12 protein-coding genes are annotated in these 16,013 nt (G+C 73.2%); 3 read left to right on the top strand and 9 right to left on the bottom strand.

Annotated elements, in window-relative coordinates; translation table 11 throughout:
• The first annotated feature begins 211 nt into the window (after positions 1-211).
• A complete protein-coding gene (locus ACGF1Z_RS02195; protein WP_392998935.1) occupies positions 212-844 on the top strand; it encodes a hypothetical protein in 633 nt (210 codons plus the stop codon).
• Between the two features lie 227 nt (positions 845-1,071).
• Positions 1,072-1,614 carry a hypothetical protein gene (locus tag ACGF1Z_RS02190; protein ID WP_392998933.1) on the top strand — a complete coding sequence of 181 codons (543 nt, stop codon included), beginning with the start codon at positions 1,072-1,074 and terminating at the stop codon, positions 1,612-1,614.
• 184 nt (positions 1,615-1,798) lie between these two features.
• Here ACGF1Z_RS02190 and ACGF1Z_RS02185 read toward each other — a convergent pair whose 3' ends face one another.
• From ACGF1Z_RS02185 to ACGF1Z_RS02145, 9 genes are all read right to left on the bottom strand, one after another.
• Positions 1,799-5,926: a trypsin-like peptidase domain-containing protein gene (locus ACGF1Z_RS02185; RefSeq protein ID WP_392998931.1), complete on the bottom strand. Its 4,128-nt coding sequence runs from the start codon at positions 5,924-5,926 to the stop codon at positions 1,799-1,801.
• 6 nt (positions 5,927-5,932) lie between these two features.
• The gene (locus tag ACGF1Z_RS02180; RefSeq protein ID WP_392998929.1) at positions 5,933-6,274 is read right to left on the bottom strand and encodes a CU044_2847 family protein; all 342 of its coding nucleotides are present in this window, start codon (positions 6,272-6,274) and stop codon (positions 5,933-5,935) included.
• Positions 6,275-6,689: 415 nt separating this feature from the next.
• Entirely contained in the window at positions 6,690-8,786 is a 2,097-nt protein-coding gene (locus ACGF1Z_RS02175) for a SpoIIE family protein phosphatase (RefSeq protein WP_392998927.1), read from the bottom strand.
• Positions 8,787-8,803: 17 nt separating this feature from the next.
• Complete coding sequence (locus ACGF1Z_RS02170; RefSeq protein ID WP_392998925.1) at positions 8,804-9,061, bottom strand: hypothetical protein; 258 nt, start codon at positions 9,059-9,061, stop codon at positions 8,804-8,806.
• Positions 9,062-9,547: 486 nt separating this feature from the next.
• The gene (locus ACGF1Z_RS02165; protein WP_392998923.1) at positions 9,548-10,822 is read right to left on the bottom strand and encodes an ABC transporter substrate-binding protein; all 1,275 of its coding nucleotides are present in this window, start codon (positions 10,820-10,822) and stop codon (positions 9,548-9,550) included.
• Positions 10,819-11,922, bottom strand: a complete 1,104-nt coding sequence (locus tag ACGF1Z_RS02160) for a branched-chain amino acid ABC transporter permease (RefSeq protein WP_392998921.1) — start codon at positions 11,920-11,922, stop codon at positions 10,819-10,821. Before ACGF1Z_RS02160 ends, ACGF1Z_RS02165 begins: the two co-directional genes overlap by 4 nt.
• Positions 11,915-12,805 (bottom strand): branched-chain amino acid ABC transporter permease, encoded by an 891-nt coding sequence (locus ACGF1Z_RS02155; RefSeq protein ID WP_392998919.1) that lies wholly within the window; start codon positions 12,803-12,805, stop codon positions 11,915-11,917. Before ACGF1Z_RS02155 ends, ACGF1Z_RS02160 begins: the two co-directional genes overlap by 8 nt.
• Positions 12,802-13,767 carry an ABC transporter ATP-binding protein gene (locus tag ACGF1Z_RS02150; RefSeq protein ID WP_392998917.1) on the bottom strand — a complete coding sequence of 322 codons (966 nt, stop codon included), beginning with the start codon at positions 13,765-13,767 and terminating at the stop codon, positions 12,802-12,804. Before ACGF1Z_RS02150 ends, ACGF1Z_RS02155 begins: the two co-directional genes overlap by 4 nt.
• The gene (locus tag ACGF1Z_RS02145) at positions 13,764-14,576 is read right to left on the bottom strand and encodes an ABC transporter ATP-binding protein (RefSeq protein WP_392998915.1); all 813 of its coding nucleotides are present in this window, start codon (positions 14,574-14,576) and stop codon (positions 13,764-13,766) included. The genes ACGF1Z_RS02150 and ACGF1Z_RS02145 overlap by 4 nt, the downstream gene beginning before the upstream one ends.
• A 180-nt stretch (positions 14,577-14,756) precedes the next feature.
• On the opposite strand from ACGF1Z_RS02145, the gene ACGF1Z_RS02140 reads away from it, so the two are divergent.
• Entirely contained in the window at positions 14,757-15,956 is a 1,200-nt protein-coding gene (locus tag ACGF1Z_RS02140; protein WP_392998913.1) for a PucR family transcriptional regulator, read from the top strand.
• Positions 15,957-16,013 lie beyond the last annotated feature (57 nt).

Raw genomic sequence — 16,013 nt, 5'->3', positions numbered from 1 at the left:
GGCTCCCCCTTCCGGCACCGCGGGTGGAGGAGGCCCCGGGCTCACCGAGCCCGGGGCCTCCGTCGTGTTCCGCGGGGCAGTCCGTCCCCACCGAACCGCCGGCACCTGAGCGCCCCGGGTTTGCCACCCCGAGAAGCGGCAAGGCGAACCGACAGGCGCCCAGAACACAGTGACGAGCAGCCAGGAGTCATCACCGTCCAGGAAGGCAGTCATGTCGACCCTGACCGCAGTTCTCATCATCGCAGCGGCAGCAGCCGTGCTTCTCCTCACGGCCGGCGCCCTGCTCCGGGCCCGCACGGGCAGGGGCAGCGGCACCAGCGCCCTCAGGCGACGCTTCGGCCCCGAGTACGACCGCACCCTCGAACTGCACGCCGGAGACACCGAGTCCGCCCACCGTGACCTGCGCGAGCGGGTGGAGGCGTACGGCGGCGTCCGTCAGCTGCCGCTGGAGGCCGCCGTACGCGAGCACTACGAAGCGCAGTGGACCATGCTCCAGGAGCGCTTCGTCGACGCGCCGCGGCAGGCCGCCGCGGACGCCGACGAACTCCTCGGGCGGGTCGCGGCGACCCGGGGCTTCCCGGATCCCGACCGGCGCGACGAGCAGCTCGCAGCCCTGTCGGTGCACCACCCGCACCACGTGGAGGGCCTGCGCACGCTGAGCCGGGCGGCGCGCTCCGCGTCCGCCTCCACCGAGGAGCTGCGCGAGGCGCTGGTCCGCGCACGTGACCTGTTCGAGGATCTGATGGCGCCGGGGAGCGCGACCGGTACCGAGGGCGTCCGGGCCCGTCCGGCGGCCGGGCGGCAGCCCCGGCATCTGCTCAAGCCGAAGGGGAGTGGTGCGTGATGGCACGCGAGAACCGGGAACGCGGTGCGGCAGCCGAGCACGACACCGACGCGCGCGGTGAGTTCGCGGACCCCACGGTCCCGCGGCCGTCGGGGGAAGCCGGCGGACAGACACCCACGGGGTACGGGAGAGACGGCGCGGCCGGGACCGTCCGGCCGGCCGGCCCTCCGGCGACTCCGCCCGCCGCACCGCCCGCCCCCGCCTCCCCGCCGCCCGCTCCGCCTTCGGTGACGTCTCATCCGGAGACGGCCCCGCCCGCAGTCCCGTCCGACGCCCCCAGTGCCACGGGCCGGAGCGGCGGGAGCCGCACGAACGCTCCCGCCGCGACCCCCGCCGCGCCGCGCGGACGGGACACGGCGAGCCGGCCGGGTGACGACGGCACGCCCGTCGACGCCGGACGCGGTCAGGACCACGCCCACGGCGCTGGCCCCGGCACCGCGTCCGGGCCGGGACCGGAGCTCGCCGCGCACGACGGCGGAGGTCCGGCAGGACCGCTGCTCGGCGACGCCGAACGCGACCGCCTCGGGCAGCTCCTGCACCAGGCCCTCGCGGGCTTCGTGGACGGGCCCCGCGACTCGGTCGCCGAGGCGGACGAGGTCCTCGCCGAGGTGGAGCGACAGCTCGTCGCCTCCCTCAGGGACCGCCGGGCCGCCTTGTCGGCGGGCTGGCAGGAGAACGGCGACCCGGCGGGGCCCGGCCCCGACACCGAGCAGCTCCGGCAGACCCTGCGGACCTACCGTGAGGTCACGGAGCGACTGCTCCGGGCCTGATCCCGCGCCCTCGCCGACGCCTGTGAGCCGAACCCGGCGAGGCAACCCCCGTAGCGTCCCCTGCCGTCAGGCAGGGGACGCTACGGGGGTTCGGCGGTTCCGCGCGTGAGGGAGCGGGCTCTGGCCTGGCGCGGGAGGCGCGGGCGGTCACGCCACACGGCGGATGGGCCGCGGGGGTCCGGAGTCAGCCCGATCCACAGACGGGACTGGCTGCCTGGCCTGGCAGATAGGCCGACCGCTCCTGAGGGGTGAGATCACGGCCGACGGTGCGGCAGATGCTCTCGACCGCTGCGGCGGGCTCGGTGAGTTCGGTGTTCCACAGGCGTACGTTCTTGTCGAGCCCACCGGTGGCGAGGGTGCGGCCGTCGGGGCTGAACGTCACGGCGAACACCGCGTTGGTGTGCCCGATCAAGGTGATGAGCGGCTTGTGGGAGTCAACGTCCCAGAGGCGGGTGGACAGGTCCATCCCGGCGGCGGCGACCATCTGCCCGTCGGGGCTGAAGGCCACTGCTTCCACCTCGTCCGTGGCTCCGAGCAGGGTGGCACGGGGGGCGCCGGAGGGGATGTCCCACAACCGGACGGTGCGGTCCGAGCTGCCCGAGGCAAGCGTGTGTCCGTCGGAGCTGAAGGCCACTGACGTCACCTGGCTCGTATGGCCGACCAGAGTGGAGCGGAGCTTGGCCGTGGCCACGTCCCAGAGCCGGACGTGCGCGTCACTGCCCGCGGTGGCAAGGATCCGTCCGTCAGGGCTGAAGGCCACGTCGTTGATCCCGTTCGCCTGCTGCTCCAGAACGTCAAGGCGCTTGCCCGTGCCCGGGTCCCACAAGACGACGGTGCGATCGCCGGCGACCGAGGCGAGGAGGTCGCCTTTGGGGCTGAAGGCCACACCGTGTACCTCAGCCGCGTGTTCGGCGAGCGTCCTGAGCGTCCTGCCGGTGGGCACGTCGATCAGGCGCACCTTGCTGTCCATGCCGCCGGTGGCGAGTGTGTGGCCGTCCGGGCTGAACGCCACCGCGTGCACACCGCCGTCATGCCGGGCGACGGGCGCCCGAACCGCCCCGTCGGCCAGGTCGGTCAGCCGGACGTAGCCGAAGGTGTCGCTGCTGGCGAGGGTCTTTCCCGCCGGGTCGATAGCCACCGAGAGCACCCCGGCGGGGTGTCCTGCCCGGGTGGCTCGTACCGCTCCGCTGCGGGTGTCCCACAACCGCACCGTGCGGTCGAGTCCGGCCGAGGCGAGGATGCGTCCGTTCGGGCTGAACGCCACCGACTGAACGTCATCGGTGTGGCCGAACAGACTCGTGAGGGCGGCTCCGGTGGCGGTGTCCCACAGCTGCACGACGTTGTCGCTGCCGGTGGCGAAGGTCCGTCCGTCGGGGCTGAACGCCACCGAGGCCACCGCGCTGCCGCTCTCCGTGCTGCGGGCCGCGCCGGTGGCCGTGCTCCACAACTGCACCGTACCGTCCGCGCCGCCGACGGCGACGGTGGTGCCCACGCGGTTGAACGCCACCGAGTAGACCGGTCCGGGGTGTTCCAGCTTCCTCAGCCGCCTTCCGGTGGCAGCGTCCCACAGCAGCGCCGTGGAGTCCGTGCTGCCGGAGACCAAGGTGCTGCCCTGGGGGCTGAACGCGATCGAATACACGGGATCGGTGTGCCCGGGCAGGGTCTTGCGCAGCTCGCCGGTCCTCGCATCCCTGAGGCGCACCTTGGTGTCCGTTCCTCCGGTTGCCAGGGTGCTCCCGTCGGGACTGAACGCCACGGCGACGACCTGGCCGGCGCCCTCGGCCTGGATGGCGCGGGACGCTCCGGTGGTCGTGTTCCACAGGCGTACCGTGTCGTCGGCGTCGCCGGTCGCGAGCGTCCGGCCGTCGGGGCTGAACGACGCCGAGTACACCTCGTTCGTGAGCTTGCGGAAGATGCGGGCCTTGCCGGTGGCAACGTCCCACAGGCGCATCGTGTGGTCGTCCCCGACCGTCGCGAGAGTCTCTCCGTCGGGACTGAACGCCACGGTACGGACCGTCTCGGTATGGCCGGTCAGGCGTCGATGCTGTGGTAGAGACGCCGCGTTGCGGAGGCTCTCCAGGGATTCGGCATTGTGGCTCGTGCGATACGCCTTCACGGCGAGGAGCGAGGCGAGTTCCGGATTCGTCGTGATGAGTTCGGTGGACTTCGCGGCCAGCTGCCGGGACAGGGCCGTCTCGCGGGCGTCCACGGCCGACCGCCACTGCCAGACCGCCCCACCCACGGCGACCATGGCGAGCACCAGCAGCGTCGCGAGGATGCTGTTGAGGCGTCTGCTGCGCCGGATGACGGCATGCTGGCGTTGCCTGCTTGCCGTGAGGAACGCTGAGATGTCGCTGGGCAGATGGCGTTGCCGGCCCCAGTCGAGACCTTCGGCGAGGGCCGTGCCGGCCAGCAGGTCGCCCGGGTCCTGTCCGGTGGCCCAGCGCGCACGCCGCTCGCGCGTGCGCTCGAACCACTCCTGGAACCGGCGGTCCTGGCCGACCCACTCGCGCAGGGTGCGCCAGTCGCGGATGAGTGCGTCATGGATCAGCTCGGCCACCGGCTGACCTGGATGGTGGCCGGGGCCCTCACGGACCTCGACGGTCTGGGTGGTCACGATGCGGTGATGCGTGAGGATGGCGAGGACTTCGTCGAAGCTGCCCGCTCCGTCGAGGGCGCTGTCCGGGCTCGTCGCGAGCTCGCGCAATTCGTTCAGGGGGACCTGTGCGCGGGTGGCGGGAATGCGCCGGGTCGGGTCGGCCGGGCGCACCAGGGAGGTGAGAATCCGCCGGGCGACGGGGCGTTGCTCTGTGGACAGTGCGTCGAGAGCGGTGTCGCACCAGGTAGTCAGGCTTCCGGTGGCCCCTCCGATGCGCCGGTACGCCTCGTGGGTCAGATAGCCGTCCTGACGCTGTTGCCAGAGCTGGCTGAGCGTGAGTTCGAGGAGCGGCAGGACGGTGGCGGGTACCTGGAGCGTGGCCGCGCCGTCGGGTGCCGTGGCGAGGACGTCCGTGATGATCTGCTCGGGCAGTCCTGCCTGGAACCGGAGCCGCACGTCCTCGGCGGGCAGGGTGACGATGTCGTGCAGGTCCTGACGGCTCAGGGTGCTGGGAACGTTGAGGAGTCCTGGGGTTGCCGCTTCGAGGAGTTCGGGCCCCTGCGCGGCCAGCTGAGGGTAGAAGTCGTCCCGCATGACGAGGACGACGCTGAGCCGATCGCTTGCCGCGGTGGCCTCGGCGATCTCCGCGGTGACCTCCCGGGTATGGCGCTGTCCGTCCGGGTGGGGCTGGGTGAAGACCTCTTCGAACTGGTCGACGACCAGGAGGACGTGCTCGCATGCGGGATCGTCTTCGAGGCAACGGGCAACGGCTGCGGCAATCCCGTCGGTGCCGGCGCCCGGCAGTCCTGCGCGCTCGAGCTCGGCCGGCAGGTCCTGTCGGGGACGCACGAGGACGATGTACCACCGCTCACTGCCCGGCAGTTCGCCTCCGGTAACCGCCCGCAGTACGCCTGCCTGGATCAACGACGACTTGCCGGAGCCCGAAGGACCGAGCAACAGGGTGAGCCGTTGCCGGGCGAGGCTGGCCATGACCTGCCGCACCGCGTCCTGGCGGCCTTCGAACCACCGCGCCTGTTCGGCGGTGAAGGACTCCAGGCCCCGGTAGGGGCACGACTCGCTCTCGACAAGCTCGGGAATCAGCTTCCGCAGCGTCCGAGTGGGCGTGACGTACGCGATGTTGTGTCCACGCTCGTATGCGTCGGGGGCCGTGATCTCGGTGAGCATCCCGACCACCAGGCCGGTCTCCTCGTCGAGGACCGGCCCGCCGCTGAACCCGGTGGTGAGGTCGTTGGCGCCGGTCAGCTGGAGCAGTTCGATCCCGTCGGCCGAGGCCGGCAGCAGGTCCCCGGCTACACCAAAGCCGAAGTGCCCGTCCCGCGGCGCCTGGGAGGGGAACCCGAAGGAACGAACTCGGTGACCGCGACTGCCCTCGGCCGGTCCCAGGGGCACCTCCTCCGTCCCCGCGGGAACGCCGTTGAGGCGGACGAAGGCCACATCCTCGGCCTCGGGGTCACGCCACGGTGCTTCGAGGATCAGGCCGCCGATCGGCTCCGCGTCCTCCACCCGGGGGAAGGCCACCTTCAGACGGTCACCGGGGCCGGAGCCGACGGCACGCGCCACATGCGCGCAGGTCACCAGAAGGTCACCGGCTACCAGGAATCCCGCGCCTGCCGCGGTGCCGTCGGGGCCGAGGATCTGAGCGACGGCGAGGGGGAGTCGCGTCGCACCCGACGCCCCCGTTGTCCCGGCCACGGGGGATCAACTCCCTTCTCCGCCCGACAAGGCAGCGCCGTTGCGCTCCCAGGACACGGTCACCTTCAGATGACCGTCGGCGCGGCTCTTGGTGATCACAGCGCCCGCCTCGACCGCCAGGTTGACCCCGAACTCGACCGTGATGGCGTCCGGACGCGCCTTCCGCAGCTGTTCGAGAGTGGCGCGCGCGGCCTCCGTGATCGGTTCCAGCGCCGCTTGGAGACTCCCCGGAAGCTCGTGCATGGTGTCGCCGATGCGACCGGCCTTGACCGGCCCGTCCGACGGCGTCGATCCCTCGATGAGAACGCAGCCCCCGCCCCTCAAAGGCATGCGGTTCAGGGCAACCACAGCGCCTCCTTCACCAGCCGAGTGGGCTCGGCTGATGCGATCGACGTGAGTGGGGAGGTTGGTTCGGTTCAGAGAACAATTCCAGGATCGCTGATTCCGGAGGTCGTCGCATCCCGGAGGAGACGTCCCGGAGCGACGCGTAGGGTCACGTCGCCCGGTGCCCCCGTGCGGCATGCCCCACGGCTCCGCCGGGAGAGGCAACCTGTCCACACCGCCGTCCGGTGATGATGCGGGACTCGCGTGACAGGGATGCGCCGAGGCTCCGGCGCGGGTCTCGCCGGGGCCGGACTTCCGCCCCGCCCAAGCCTGTTCGAGACGGACGGCCTCAGCGGCCATGGTGCACGACGGCATGCACCGGACGGTGGTGCACGACGGCATGCGCCGGACGGTGGTGCACCGCCCCGTTCCGCGGCGTTCAGTGGGCGGGATCAGCGGCGGTGTCCGGCCGTGGGGACGGCCTCTCCGGCCGGCCGCTGCCGTTCCCGGTCGCCTTTCCCCGTTCTTCCCGCCGCGCCTCCGGTTCGGCGTCCGGCGTGGTGCTCAGTTCGGCCCAGACCGTCTTGCCGTGCTCGCGATAACGGACCCCCCAGCTCTCCGCGAGCGTGGCGCAGATGTACAGCCCGCGGCCGCCCTCGTCCACGGCCTTGGCGTGGTGCAGGTACGGGGCGGTGAGCGCGGCGTCGTCGACCTCGCAGAGGAGCGTCGTCCCGCCGCGGATCAGCCGCAGCGTGATCGGTCCGGCGCCGTAGCGGACGGCGTTGGTGACGAGTTCGCTCACCACGAGTGCGGCGGCGAACGGGTCGACCGTCGACTTCCATTCCCGCAGCCGGCCCTCCGCCTTGCGCCGGGCCGGCCCCACCGCCCGGAAGTCCGACTCGACCGTCCACTCCGCCACGTCGCCGTCGGGCAGCCGTCGGGTCCGGGCGACGAGCAGGACCCGGTCGGCGGCCAGCAGCGCGCCCACGTCGTCCGCGAGTTGCTCCGGCTCGCGCACCGGGTGACCCAGCGCGTTCGCCAGGTCCTCGAGGGCAGGTCCGCTCTGCTCCGTGTCCGCGGGGGAGGCCAGACAGATCGTGCTGCCCTCGGGCAGCACGAGACTCGTACTGGCGAACGGCGGTCCTTCCCTGCCCAACAGCGGTCCGTCGGGCAGGGGGGAGGTGTCGAGAGAGCCGTCCGGATGGACGATGGCGAGCAGCGACCTGCCCGCCCGGGCGACGTCGAGCCGGCCGGTGACCGGGTCGTGGACGGCGAACGTGCAGTGGGCCGTCGGTTCGTCCGCCTCTCCCGTGGCCGCCTGCTCACGGGCGAGCCGTAGGACCGTGGAGTGCAGCCGGGCCAGGAGTTCGTGCGGGTCGAGGTCCAGGGTGGTCAGGCTGTGGACCGCGGTCCGGAGCCGGCTCATCGTCGCGACCGCGCTCAGCACGGGGTCCTCGACCTTTCCCACGACGAACGCCACCCGGGCGCCGGGCAGCGGCAGGGCGTCGAACCAGGAGGCGCCGCCCCTGCCACCCGGCCGGTGCCGCTGGGCGATCTCCGCCGCCCGCCGGGTGTCCTGTTCCTGCCGCAGCGGCCAGCTCTGCAGGGCCGTCATGACGATGTGCTCGCGGGTGAAGCGCAGCGCGTTCTCCAGGCTGATCGCCGTCCGCGAGGTGACTCCGCGTACCAGCTCCACGTCCTCGTCGGTGAACGGCTCGGCGCCCGGGCGCCGCCGGAAGGCGACGGCGCCCAGGACCTGGTCCCGTGCCGACAAGGACGCGACCAGCAGCTGCCCCTCGGGCGTGCCGTCCTCGTCGGCACTCCCCGGGACGGTCAGCACCACGGGCGAGGAGGGAAAGTCCGCACCGAACAGCCCCGGCAGCAGCACCGACCCGACCGGCGGAGGCGGCCGTTCGCCGGCAGCGCCGCCCGCCGCGGCACAGCGCAGCAACAGCGGGCTGTCGCGCGAAGGAGGCCTCGGCGCCCCGTCACGCAGGACGGAGTCGGTGAGCGCCACGACGGCGCCGTCCGCGAAGTCCGGCACCATGACGTCCACCAGCTCCCGGGCGGTGCGCTCCACGTCGAGGCTGCCGCCGATCCGCTCCCGGGCGCGGTGGAGCAGGTCCAGCCGGCCCTGCGCACGCTCCCGCTCGGTCACGTCCACCGCCGTCGCGACCAGCCCCAGCGTGCGCCCCGCCTCGTTCCGCAGCCGGTACACCGACACGGAGAACACGTGCTCACGATCCGGATCGGCGAGCGGCCTACTGCGCAGCAGCGCCTCGTGTACGGGGCGTCCCGTGGCCAGGACGCCGTGGAACATCGCCTCGTCCACGTGCACCCCGAGCGCGGCGTACGCCTCCGCCACCGGTCGGCCGACGAGGCTTTCCTGTTCGACTCCGCGCATGCCGATGGCCACCGGATTGACCCGCAGCACGCGCAGCTGCGGGTCGAGGACGTGCACCCCCACGTCCGACTGGGTGAAGAGTGCGTCCAGAACCGCCTCGCCGAGCCCGGGCAGGTCGTCGCCTCCGCTCATGCCGCCCATCCCCCTGCCTATGCGCGGGCGGCCTCGGCCCCGGCCCCGCGGTCGAGGTCGTCGTACGGCTCCGGACCGGCGGTGGCCGCGGTGTTCACGGTGCCGCACCGGGGCTCGACGGCCCCGTGGTACGCGGTGCCGTACCCGGCGTCGTGACGGACGGTGGGCCCGAGGCCCCGCGAGCCCTCCCGCGCCGCCGGCTGCCTGCGCCGGGGCCGCTCGGGCGCGGGGTCGCGGAGGTCGGGGCCGATCCCCTCGCGGAACGCATCGGACATGGGCCCCTCCCTTGCAGCGTGGACGTGTCTTGCCGCCCTCGCGAGCGGCCGGAGACCGGGCGGCTCTCAGCAGTCTGTGCGCGAACGGCGGGGGCTGCCCGCGCTGCCGGACGAACGGGTGACGCGCCGCGCGCCGCCCCACCGACCGAGGTCGCGCGGCCTGCTCGCGGGGCCTGCTCGCGGGGCGGGGTGCCGGGACCGGGCCGTTCCGGTCCCGGCACGCGTCACCACGGCCCCGGGGCGCCTGTCACCACGGCCCTGTCACCGCAGTCCCGTCATCACGGTCTCGGCACCCGTCACCACGGCTCCGTCACCACGGCCCCGGGGCGCCTGTCACCACGGCCCTGTCACCGCAGTCCCGTCATCACGGTCTCGGCACCCGTCACCACGGCTCCGTCACCACGGTCCCGGGGCGCCTGTCACCGCGCCCCCGGCACCGCGCCCCCGCCCGGCCACCTGCGAGGGGTGCCGCTCCGGAGGGCGCGCTCAGCCGGCCTTCGGGGTGAAGCCCTTCGCCGCATCGGAGACGAGCGGTCCGCGGACGGTCCGCATGCCGCCCGGCACGGACTTGTCCGGCCGGAGGATGACGGACTCGCGTGACGACGGCGCGTTCGGGTCGCTGAAGTCGTGCACCCCGAACCCGGCGTCGTACGCGTTCAGGGTCAGCAGGGCCCTGTCGACGCCCTCCCGGGTGAGATCCTTGGCGTCACAGGCCCTCTTCAGCGCCTCCCCGAAGACGCCGGCGGCCGTCCAGCCGGCCACGATGCCGTTGTCGAGGCCGTCGTTCGGGTAAGCGGCCCTGTAATCGGCGACGACCTTCTTCGCGGCCTGGGTGTCGGCACCGATCGGGAGACTCGGCGAGGCGAACCAGTACATCTTCTCCAGCGCCGGCCCGGCCTGGGTGCCCAGCAGCTGAGGGGCGAAGGCCGAGTTGTTGCCGATCACCGGCACGAGGAACCTCGTCGCCGCCGCGACGCCGACCAGCGAGGCGGCCTGGCGCGGGCCCGCACTGACGACCACGGCCTTGACACCCGCCTGCTTCAGCGCCGCGACCTGGGCCGACATGTCGTTGTCGGTGGGCTTGATCTTCTGCTCCACGATCGTCAGCCCGGCCTTCCCGGCCGCGAACTTCGACCCCTTCAGCGCGTTCTCGCCGTAGTCGCCCTCGAAGTAGACGTGGCCCACCCTGTCGCCCGCCTTCAGCCCCTTCTCCTTCACCAGGAAGTCGACGGCGTTGATCGTCTCGATGTCGTACGTGGAGCCGAGGACGCGGATGTACGGCGAGCCGAGCAGCGAGGCCGACCAGGCCTGCGGCAGGACCAGCCCCCTGTCCCGTGAGTCGACGCGCTGCTTCACCGCGGCGACGAACGGCGAGCCGATGAACTGCATGTAGCCGACGACCTTCGGCTCCAGCTCGGTGTAGGCGGAGAGCGCCTTCTGCGGGTCGTAGCCGTGGTCCCGGACCGTCAGCTCCAGCCGCCGGCCGCAGATCCCGCCGGCCGCGTTGACCTGCTTCACGTACAGCTGCTGGGCCTGGGTGACGCTCTTGCCGAGCGTGGCGTACACGCCCGTCATGTCGGTGAGCGCACCGACCGAGATGGTCGTGTCGGTGACGCCCTTGCCGGACTTCACCCCGTCGGCTCCGGGGCCCGCGTCGTCGGTGGACCGGGCCTTGGAGCTGCAACCGACCGCGGTGAGCACGACGAGTGCGGCGGCGAGTACGGCGGCCGTCGTTCTCGGGGCCTGGCGTGGGTGGGTCATCGTTCCTCCCTGGAGGAGTGCGAGGGCCGGGCGGTTCGCCCGCGGGGCCGTGCGGCGAGCCGGACCAGGCCGCCGGGCAGGAAGAGCACCACCGCGACGACGGCTGCGCCGTAGAGATAGCGGGCGGCCTCCCCCGGTGCGATCCCGCCCGTCCCGGGGGCGGAGACCAGGGGCAGTGCGTCGCTGTACCGGTTGAGGAGCTGCGGCAGCAGGGAGACGAAGACGCCTCCCACCACCGCCCCGGCGACCGAACCGAGACCGCCGATGACGATCATGGCCAGGTATTCGAGGGAGAGCATCATGCCGAAGTACTCCGGCACGGTGCGCTGGAAGACCAGCGCGAGCAGCACCCCCGCCAGTCCCGCGTACATCGACGACAGGACGAAGACGGCCGCACGGTGGCGGGCCACGGGGATGCCCAGGACCCCGGCGGCGATCCGGTGGTCGCGGATCGCGTTCATCGCCCGGCCGGGGCGGCCGCGCAGGACGCCGCGGGCGAAGAGGGCGCTCGCGAGCAGGAGGAGGAGACCGAGGTACCAGAGCTTCTCGGCGGAACCGAACGGGACCTGCGCGACCAGCAGTTCGCTGTCGTCGAAGGTGAGGCCGAGGAGACTCAGCGGGGGCACGGCGCGCCCGTTGAAGCCGCCGGTGAGATCGTGGGCGTTGAACAGGACGTGCTGTCCGATGAAGATCAGCGCGAGGGTGGCAATGCCCAGGTAGGCGCCCCGCAGCCGGCCGGCGATGGGGCTGAACACCCCGCCGGCCGCGCCCGAGAGGGCGACGGCGAGGACCGCGGCGAGCCAGCCGGGCAGGCCGAGTCCGGTGAGCCCGTCCGTCCCGTCCCCGGCGAAGGCGCAGTAGCCGTACGCGCCGACGGCGAGGAAGAAGGCGTGGCCCATCGACAGCTGGCCGGTGGCACCGGTCAGCAGGTTGATGCCGATGGCGCCGATCGCGGCGGCCATGGCGAAGAGCCCGGCCTGGAGCCAGAACCGGTCCAGGTAGAACGGCAGGCCGGCGAGCACGAGCCCGGCGGCGGCCCACCCGTGGACGCGAGGACGGGCGAGGGCGGCCGCTCCGCGGCGGGGCAGCGTGTCAGACACGGGACGGCTCCTTCGTGCCGAAGAGCCCGGCGGGGCGCAGGAGCAGCACCGCGACCATCACCAGATACGGGGCGAGGTCGCCGATGCCGCGGCCGAGGAAGGCCAGATCGCCCTGGTAGCCGGTGGCGAGGGACTCGGTGACGCCCACCAGCAGGCCGCCGACGAGAGCGCCGGTGGTGGAGTCCAGCCCGCCGAGGATGGCGGCGGGGAAGGCCTTCATCGCGGCGAGGGAGGTGGTGCGCTCCAGGCCCGGGGTCGGGAAGACGGTGAGGAAGAGCGCGGCGACGGCGGCGAGACCACCGGCCACCGCCCAGGCGCCGAGCGAGACCCGGCCGAGCCGGATGCCCATGAGGGCGGCGGTCTCCCGGTTCTCGGCGGCGGCGCGCATGGCAACGCCCCAGGAGGTGTGGCGGAAGGCGAGCAGGAAGGCGGTGATGAGCACTCCGGCGACGAGAAGGGCCGCGATGCGGGTCTGCGCCAGGGTGACCGGACCCAGGGTGACGACGGCGTCGCCCCACGGGTCGCCGGGCGACAGGATGTCGGTGCCGATGCGGCGGGTGAGTTCGGTGGCCAGCAGGATGTCGACCCCGATGGTGACGATGGCGAGGACGCTCTGGTCGGAGCCGCGGTAGCGGCGCATGACGAGGAACTCGACGGCCGCGCCGACCAGGGCCGCGCCGCAGATCCCGGCCAGCAGCGCGGGCCAGAAGCCGATGCTCTCGTGGAGCACGGCCGTCACGTAGCCGCCCGCGAGCAGCAGGGAGGCGTGGGCGAAGTTGACGACCTCGGTGGCGCGGAAGATCACCACGAAGCCGAGGGCGATGAGGGCGTACACGGATCCTAGCGAGACGCCGTTCAGCAGGAGTTCGGCGAAGGTGGTCACCCGGCGGTCTCCTCTCCGAGGTAGGCGCGGACGACCGCGGGGTCGTTCTGGACGTCGGCGGGAGTGCCGTCGGCGATCCGGCGGCCGAAGTCGAGGACGGTGACGGCGTCGGCCAGCCGCATGACCACTCCCATGTCGTGCTCGACGAGCACGATGGAGATCCCGAGGCTGTCGCGGACGCCGGCGATCACGGCGGCCGTCCGGCGGCGCTCGTCGCCGGTCATCCCGGCCACGGGTTCGTCGAGCAGCAGCAGCGTCGGCTCCATGCAGAGTGCGCGCGCCAGTTCGGCGAGCTTCTGCTGGCCGTACGGGAGGGATCCGGCGGGTCGCGCCAGCTGTTTCTCCAGGCCGACGAAGGCGGCGATCTCGCGGACGCGGGCGCGGTGGCGGGCCTCCTCGCGGGCGGCGGAGGGCAGTCGGAGCCCGGTGGCGAGGAAGCCGGAACGCGTGAGCCGGTGCCGCCCGAGCATCAGGCTGTCCTCGACGGTGGTGCGGGGTGGGAGCGCGAGGTTCTGGAAGATGCGGGCGACGCCGAGTCCGGCGATCTTGTGCGGGGGCAGGGAGGTGAGTTCGTGCGCGCCGAGCCGGACGCTTCCCGAGGTCGCCCGGTAGACGCCGGAGAGCACGTTGAAGCACGTCGACTTCCCCGCGCCGTTGGGGCCGATGACCGCGTGCACGGTGCCGGGACGGACGGTGAACGACACGGCGTCGAGAGCGGTGAGCCCGGCGAAGCGGACCGTCACGTCACGGACTTCCAGGGCCGGGACGGCGGCGAGGGCCGTCGAGGCGGAGGGGCCCCGCGGGGCGACGGCTCCGGGGGCGGCGGGTGGCGTATCCGGCGCGGGTGCGGTGACGGGTGTACGGCCGGCGGGCCCGGTGCCCGTCGGGGCGTCCTCGCCGGGTGCGGAGGGCGGCCGGGCGGGAGCACCGGGGTCCGTGCCCCGGCCGGAGGGCTCGCTCATCGGGTCTCCTCCCAGCCGGACAGCACGGGCTGTGCGACCACCGCGTCCGGCGCGTCCGCGTCCCCGTCGACGACGCCCAGGTAGCGCCGCCGCACCTCGTCGGACGCGGCGAGTTCGGAGGCCGGGCCGGACAGGGCGACCTCGCCGACCTCCAGGACGTACGCCCGGTCGGCGAGCCGCAGCGCGAGCGCCGCGTTCTGCTCGACGAGGAGCACGGTGGTGCCCTGGGCGTTGATCTCGCGGATCGTGTCGGCGATCCGGGCCGCCATGAGCGGGGCGAGGCCGAGCGAGGGCTCGTCCAGGAGCAGCAGCCTCGGCGAGGCCATCAGCGCGCGTCCGACGGCGAGCATCTGCTGTTCCCCGCCGGACAGCAGTCCGGCCGGCTGGCGGGAGCGGTCGGCGAGCACGGGGAAGAGCTCGTGCACCCGTCGCAGGGCCGACGCCCTCGCCTTCCGGTAGCCCCGGGCGCCGAGCGCCCCCGCCCGCAGGTTGTCCTCCACGGTCATCCGGGCGAAGACCTGCCGCCCCTCCGGCACCTGACAGACGCCGGCGGCGACGACCCGGTCCGGTGTGAGCCCGCCGATCGGCCGCCCGCCGAGCTCGACGGTGCCGGAGGTGACGGCCCCGCCGTGGAACGACAGCGTGCGCGAGACGGCCCTCAGCAGAGTGGACTTCCCCGCGCCGTTGCCGCCGAGGACGGTGACGACGGCGCCCTCCGGCACCGTCAGCGACACCCGCCTCAGGGCGTGCACCGGTCCGTATCCCGCCGACAGGTCCGTGATCTCGAGGGCGAGTCCGGTCCCTCCCATGGTTCCCCTTTCCGTGGCCCGTTCGGTGGCGCTCACCCCAGCACCGCGGAGGCGGCCCGTCCACGTGCCGCGGCCGAAACGCTGCCGGTGACCAGCGGGCGCCGGTGCGGGTTGTGCACGCGCACAACACCGCGCGTCAGGGGCCTGTCGGGAAGGGGTGCGGGGTGGCATCCTCCGGGCATGGGACGGCGCAGACCACGGACCGGCGATGACTGGAAGCTGTTGGCCGAGGCGTGTACGGGGCTTCTGGAGCGGCTGCCCGAGCTGGTGGACGAGCACCTGAGGGAACTGCACGAGCACGCGCCGGTGTACGGCCGGGTCGTGCCGCACGACCAGCACTGGCGTGAGGCGCACGAGGCGATGCGGATCGGGATCGAGATGATCTCGGCACCGCGGGACTCGCCGCGGCGGGACCTGGAGCACGCCGACGAACTGGGGCGGCGGCGCGCCGAGCAGGGGATGCCGCTGGAGCTGGTGGTGCACGCCTACCGGCACGCCGGTCATCTGGTGTGGGAGGCGCTGATCGAGGACGCGTCGGCGTTCCCGTCGCGCATGGCGGTGCTGACCCAGTCGGCGACCATGGTCTGGCAGGCGGTGGACGCGCAGGCGGACACCGCGTCGGAGGCCTACCGGGCGACCGAACGGGAGCTGCGGCGGCGCACCGACGAGCAGCTCCAGGCGCTCCTCGACGCCCTGCTGCAGGGCCGGTGTTCGCCGGAGGTGACCTCGCGGGCGGCGGCCGGACTGGATCTGCCGGAGCACGGCCGGTACGCGGTGGTGGTGCTGCGGCACGACCGGCGGGAGGTCCCCGAGCCGTTCCACCGGCGGGTGCAGGGGGCCGGTGTGCGGTTCCTGTGGCGGATGGGCGCGGACTGCGAGATCGGGGTGGTGTCGCTGGCGGAGGGCACCGGTCTGGACGCGCTGTCCGACCTGCTCGAAGGGCGCTGCCCGGGGCCCGGAGGGATCAGCCCGGTGGTGACCGGGCTGGCGGAACTGGGCCGGGCACGCAGGCTCGCGGAGCTGGCGCTGCGGACCAGCCCGCCGGACTCACGGCAGATCGTCCGGCTGGACCGCCGGATGGCGGGCGCCCTCGTGGTCGGACAACCGGAGCTGGCCGGCCTCCTGGTGACGGACGTCCTGGGCGGTCTGCTGGAACTGGACCCGGCCGACCGCGCGATCCTGCTGGAGACACTGGACGTCTGGCTGGAGTGCGAGGGCTCGGCGGGCCGGGCGGCGGCGCGGCTCTACTGCCACCGCAACACGGTCTTCAACCGGCTGCGCCGCCTGGAACAGCTGACCTCCCGGTCCCTGTCCCGGCCGCGGGACCTCACGGAGATGACGCTGGCCCTGGACGCCTTCCGGCTGACGGCCGCTGGCTGAGGCACCGTCAGCCGCAAGGCCGCGGGGTGGGCGGTTGCGGGCCGACGGCGGTGGGGT

Origin of the sequence: Streptomyces sp. NPDC048018 (assembly GCF_043202995.1) — a bacterium.
Lineage (GTDB): Bacteria > Actinomycetota > Actinomycetes > Streptomycetales > Streptomycetaceae > Streptomyces.
This window is presented reverse-complemented; position numbering and strand designations above follow the sequence as displayed.

Bases quoted from the DNA above. Each gene is read 5' to 3' on its own strand.
- ACGF1Z_RS02195 (WP_392998935.1), top strand. From the start codon at position 212: ATGTCGACCCTGACCGCAGTTCTCATCATCGCAGCGGCAGCAGCCGTG.
- ACGF1Z_RS02175 (WP_392998927.1), bottom strand. From the start codon at position 8,786: ATGAGCGGAGGCGACGACCTGCCCGGGCTCGGCGAGGCGGTTCTGGAC.
- ACGF1Z_RS02170 (WP_392998925.1), bottom strand. From the start codon at position 9,061: ATGTCCGATGCGTTCCGCGAGGGGATCGGCCCCGACCTCCGCGACCCC.
- ACGF1Z_RS02165 (WP_392998923.1), bottom strand. From the start codon at position 10,822: ATGACCCACCCACGCCAGGCCCCGAGAACGACGGCCGCCGTACTCGCC.
- ACGF1Z_RS02150 (WP_392998917.1), bottom strand. From the start codon at position 13,767: ATGAGCGAGCCCTCCGGCCGGGGCACGGACCCCGGTGCTCCCGCCCGG.
- ACGF1Z_RS02145 (WP_392998915.1), bottom strand. From the start codon at position 14,576: ATGGGAGGGACCGGACTCGCCCTCGAGATCACGGACCTGTCGGCGGGA.
- ACGF1Z_RS02140 (WP_392998913.1), top strand. From the start codon at position 14,757: ATGGGACGGCGCAGACCACGGACCGGCGATGACTGGAAGCTGTTGGCC.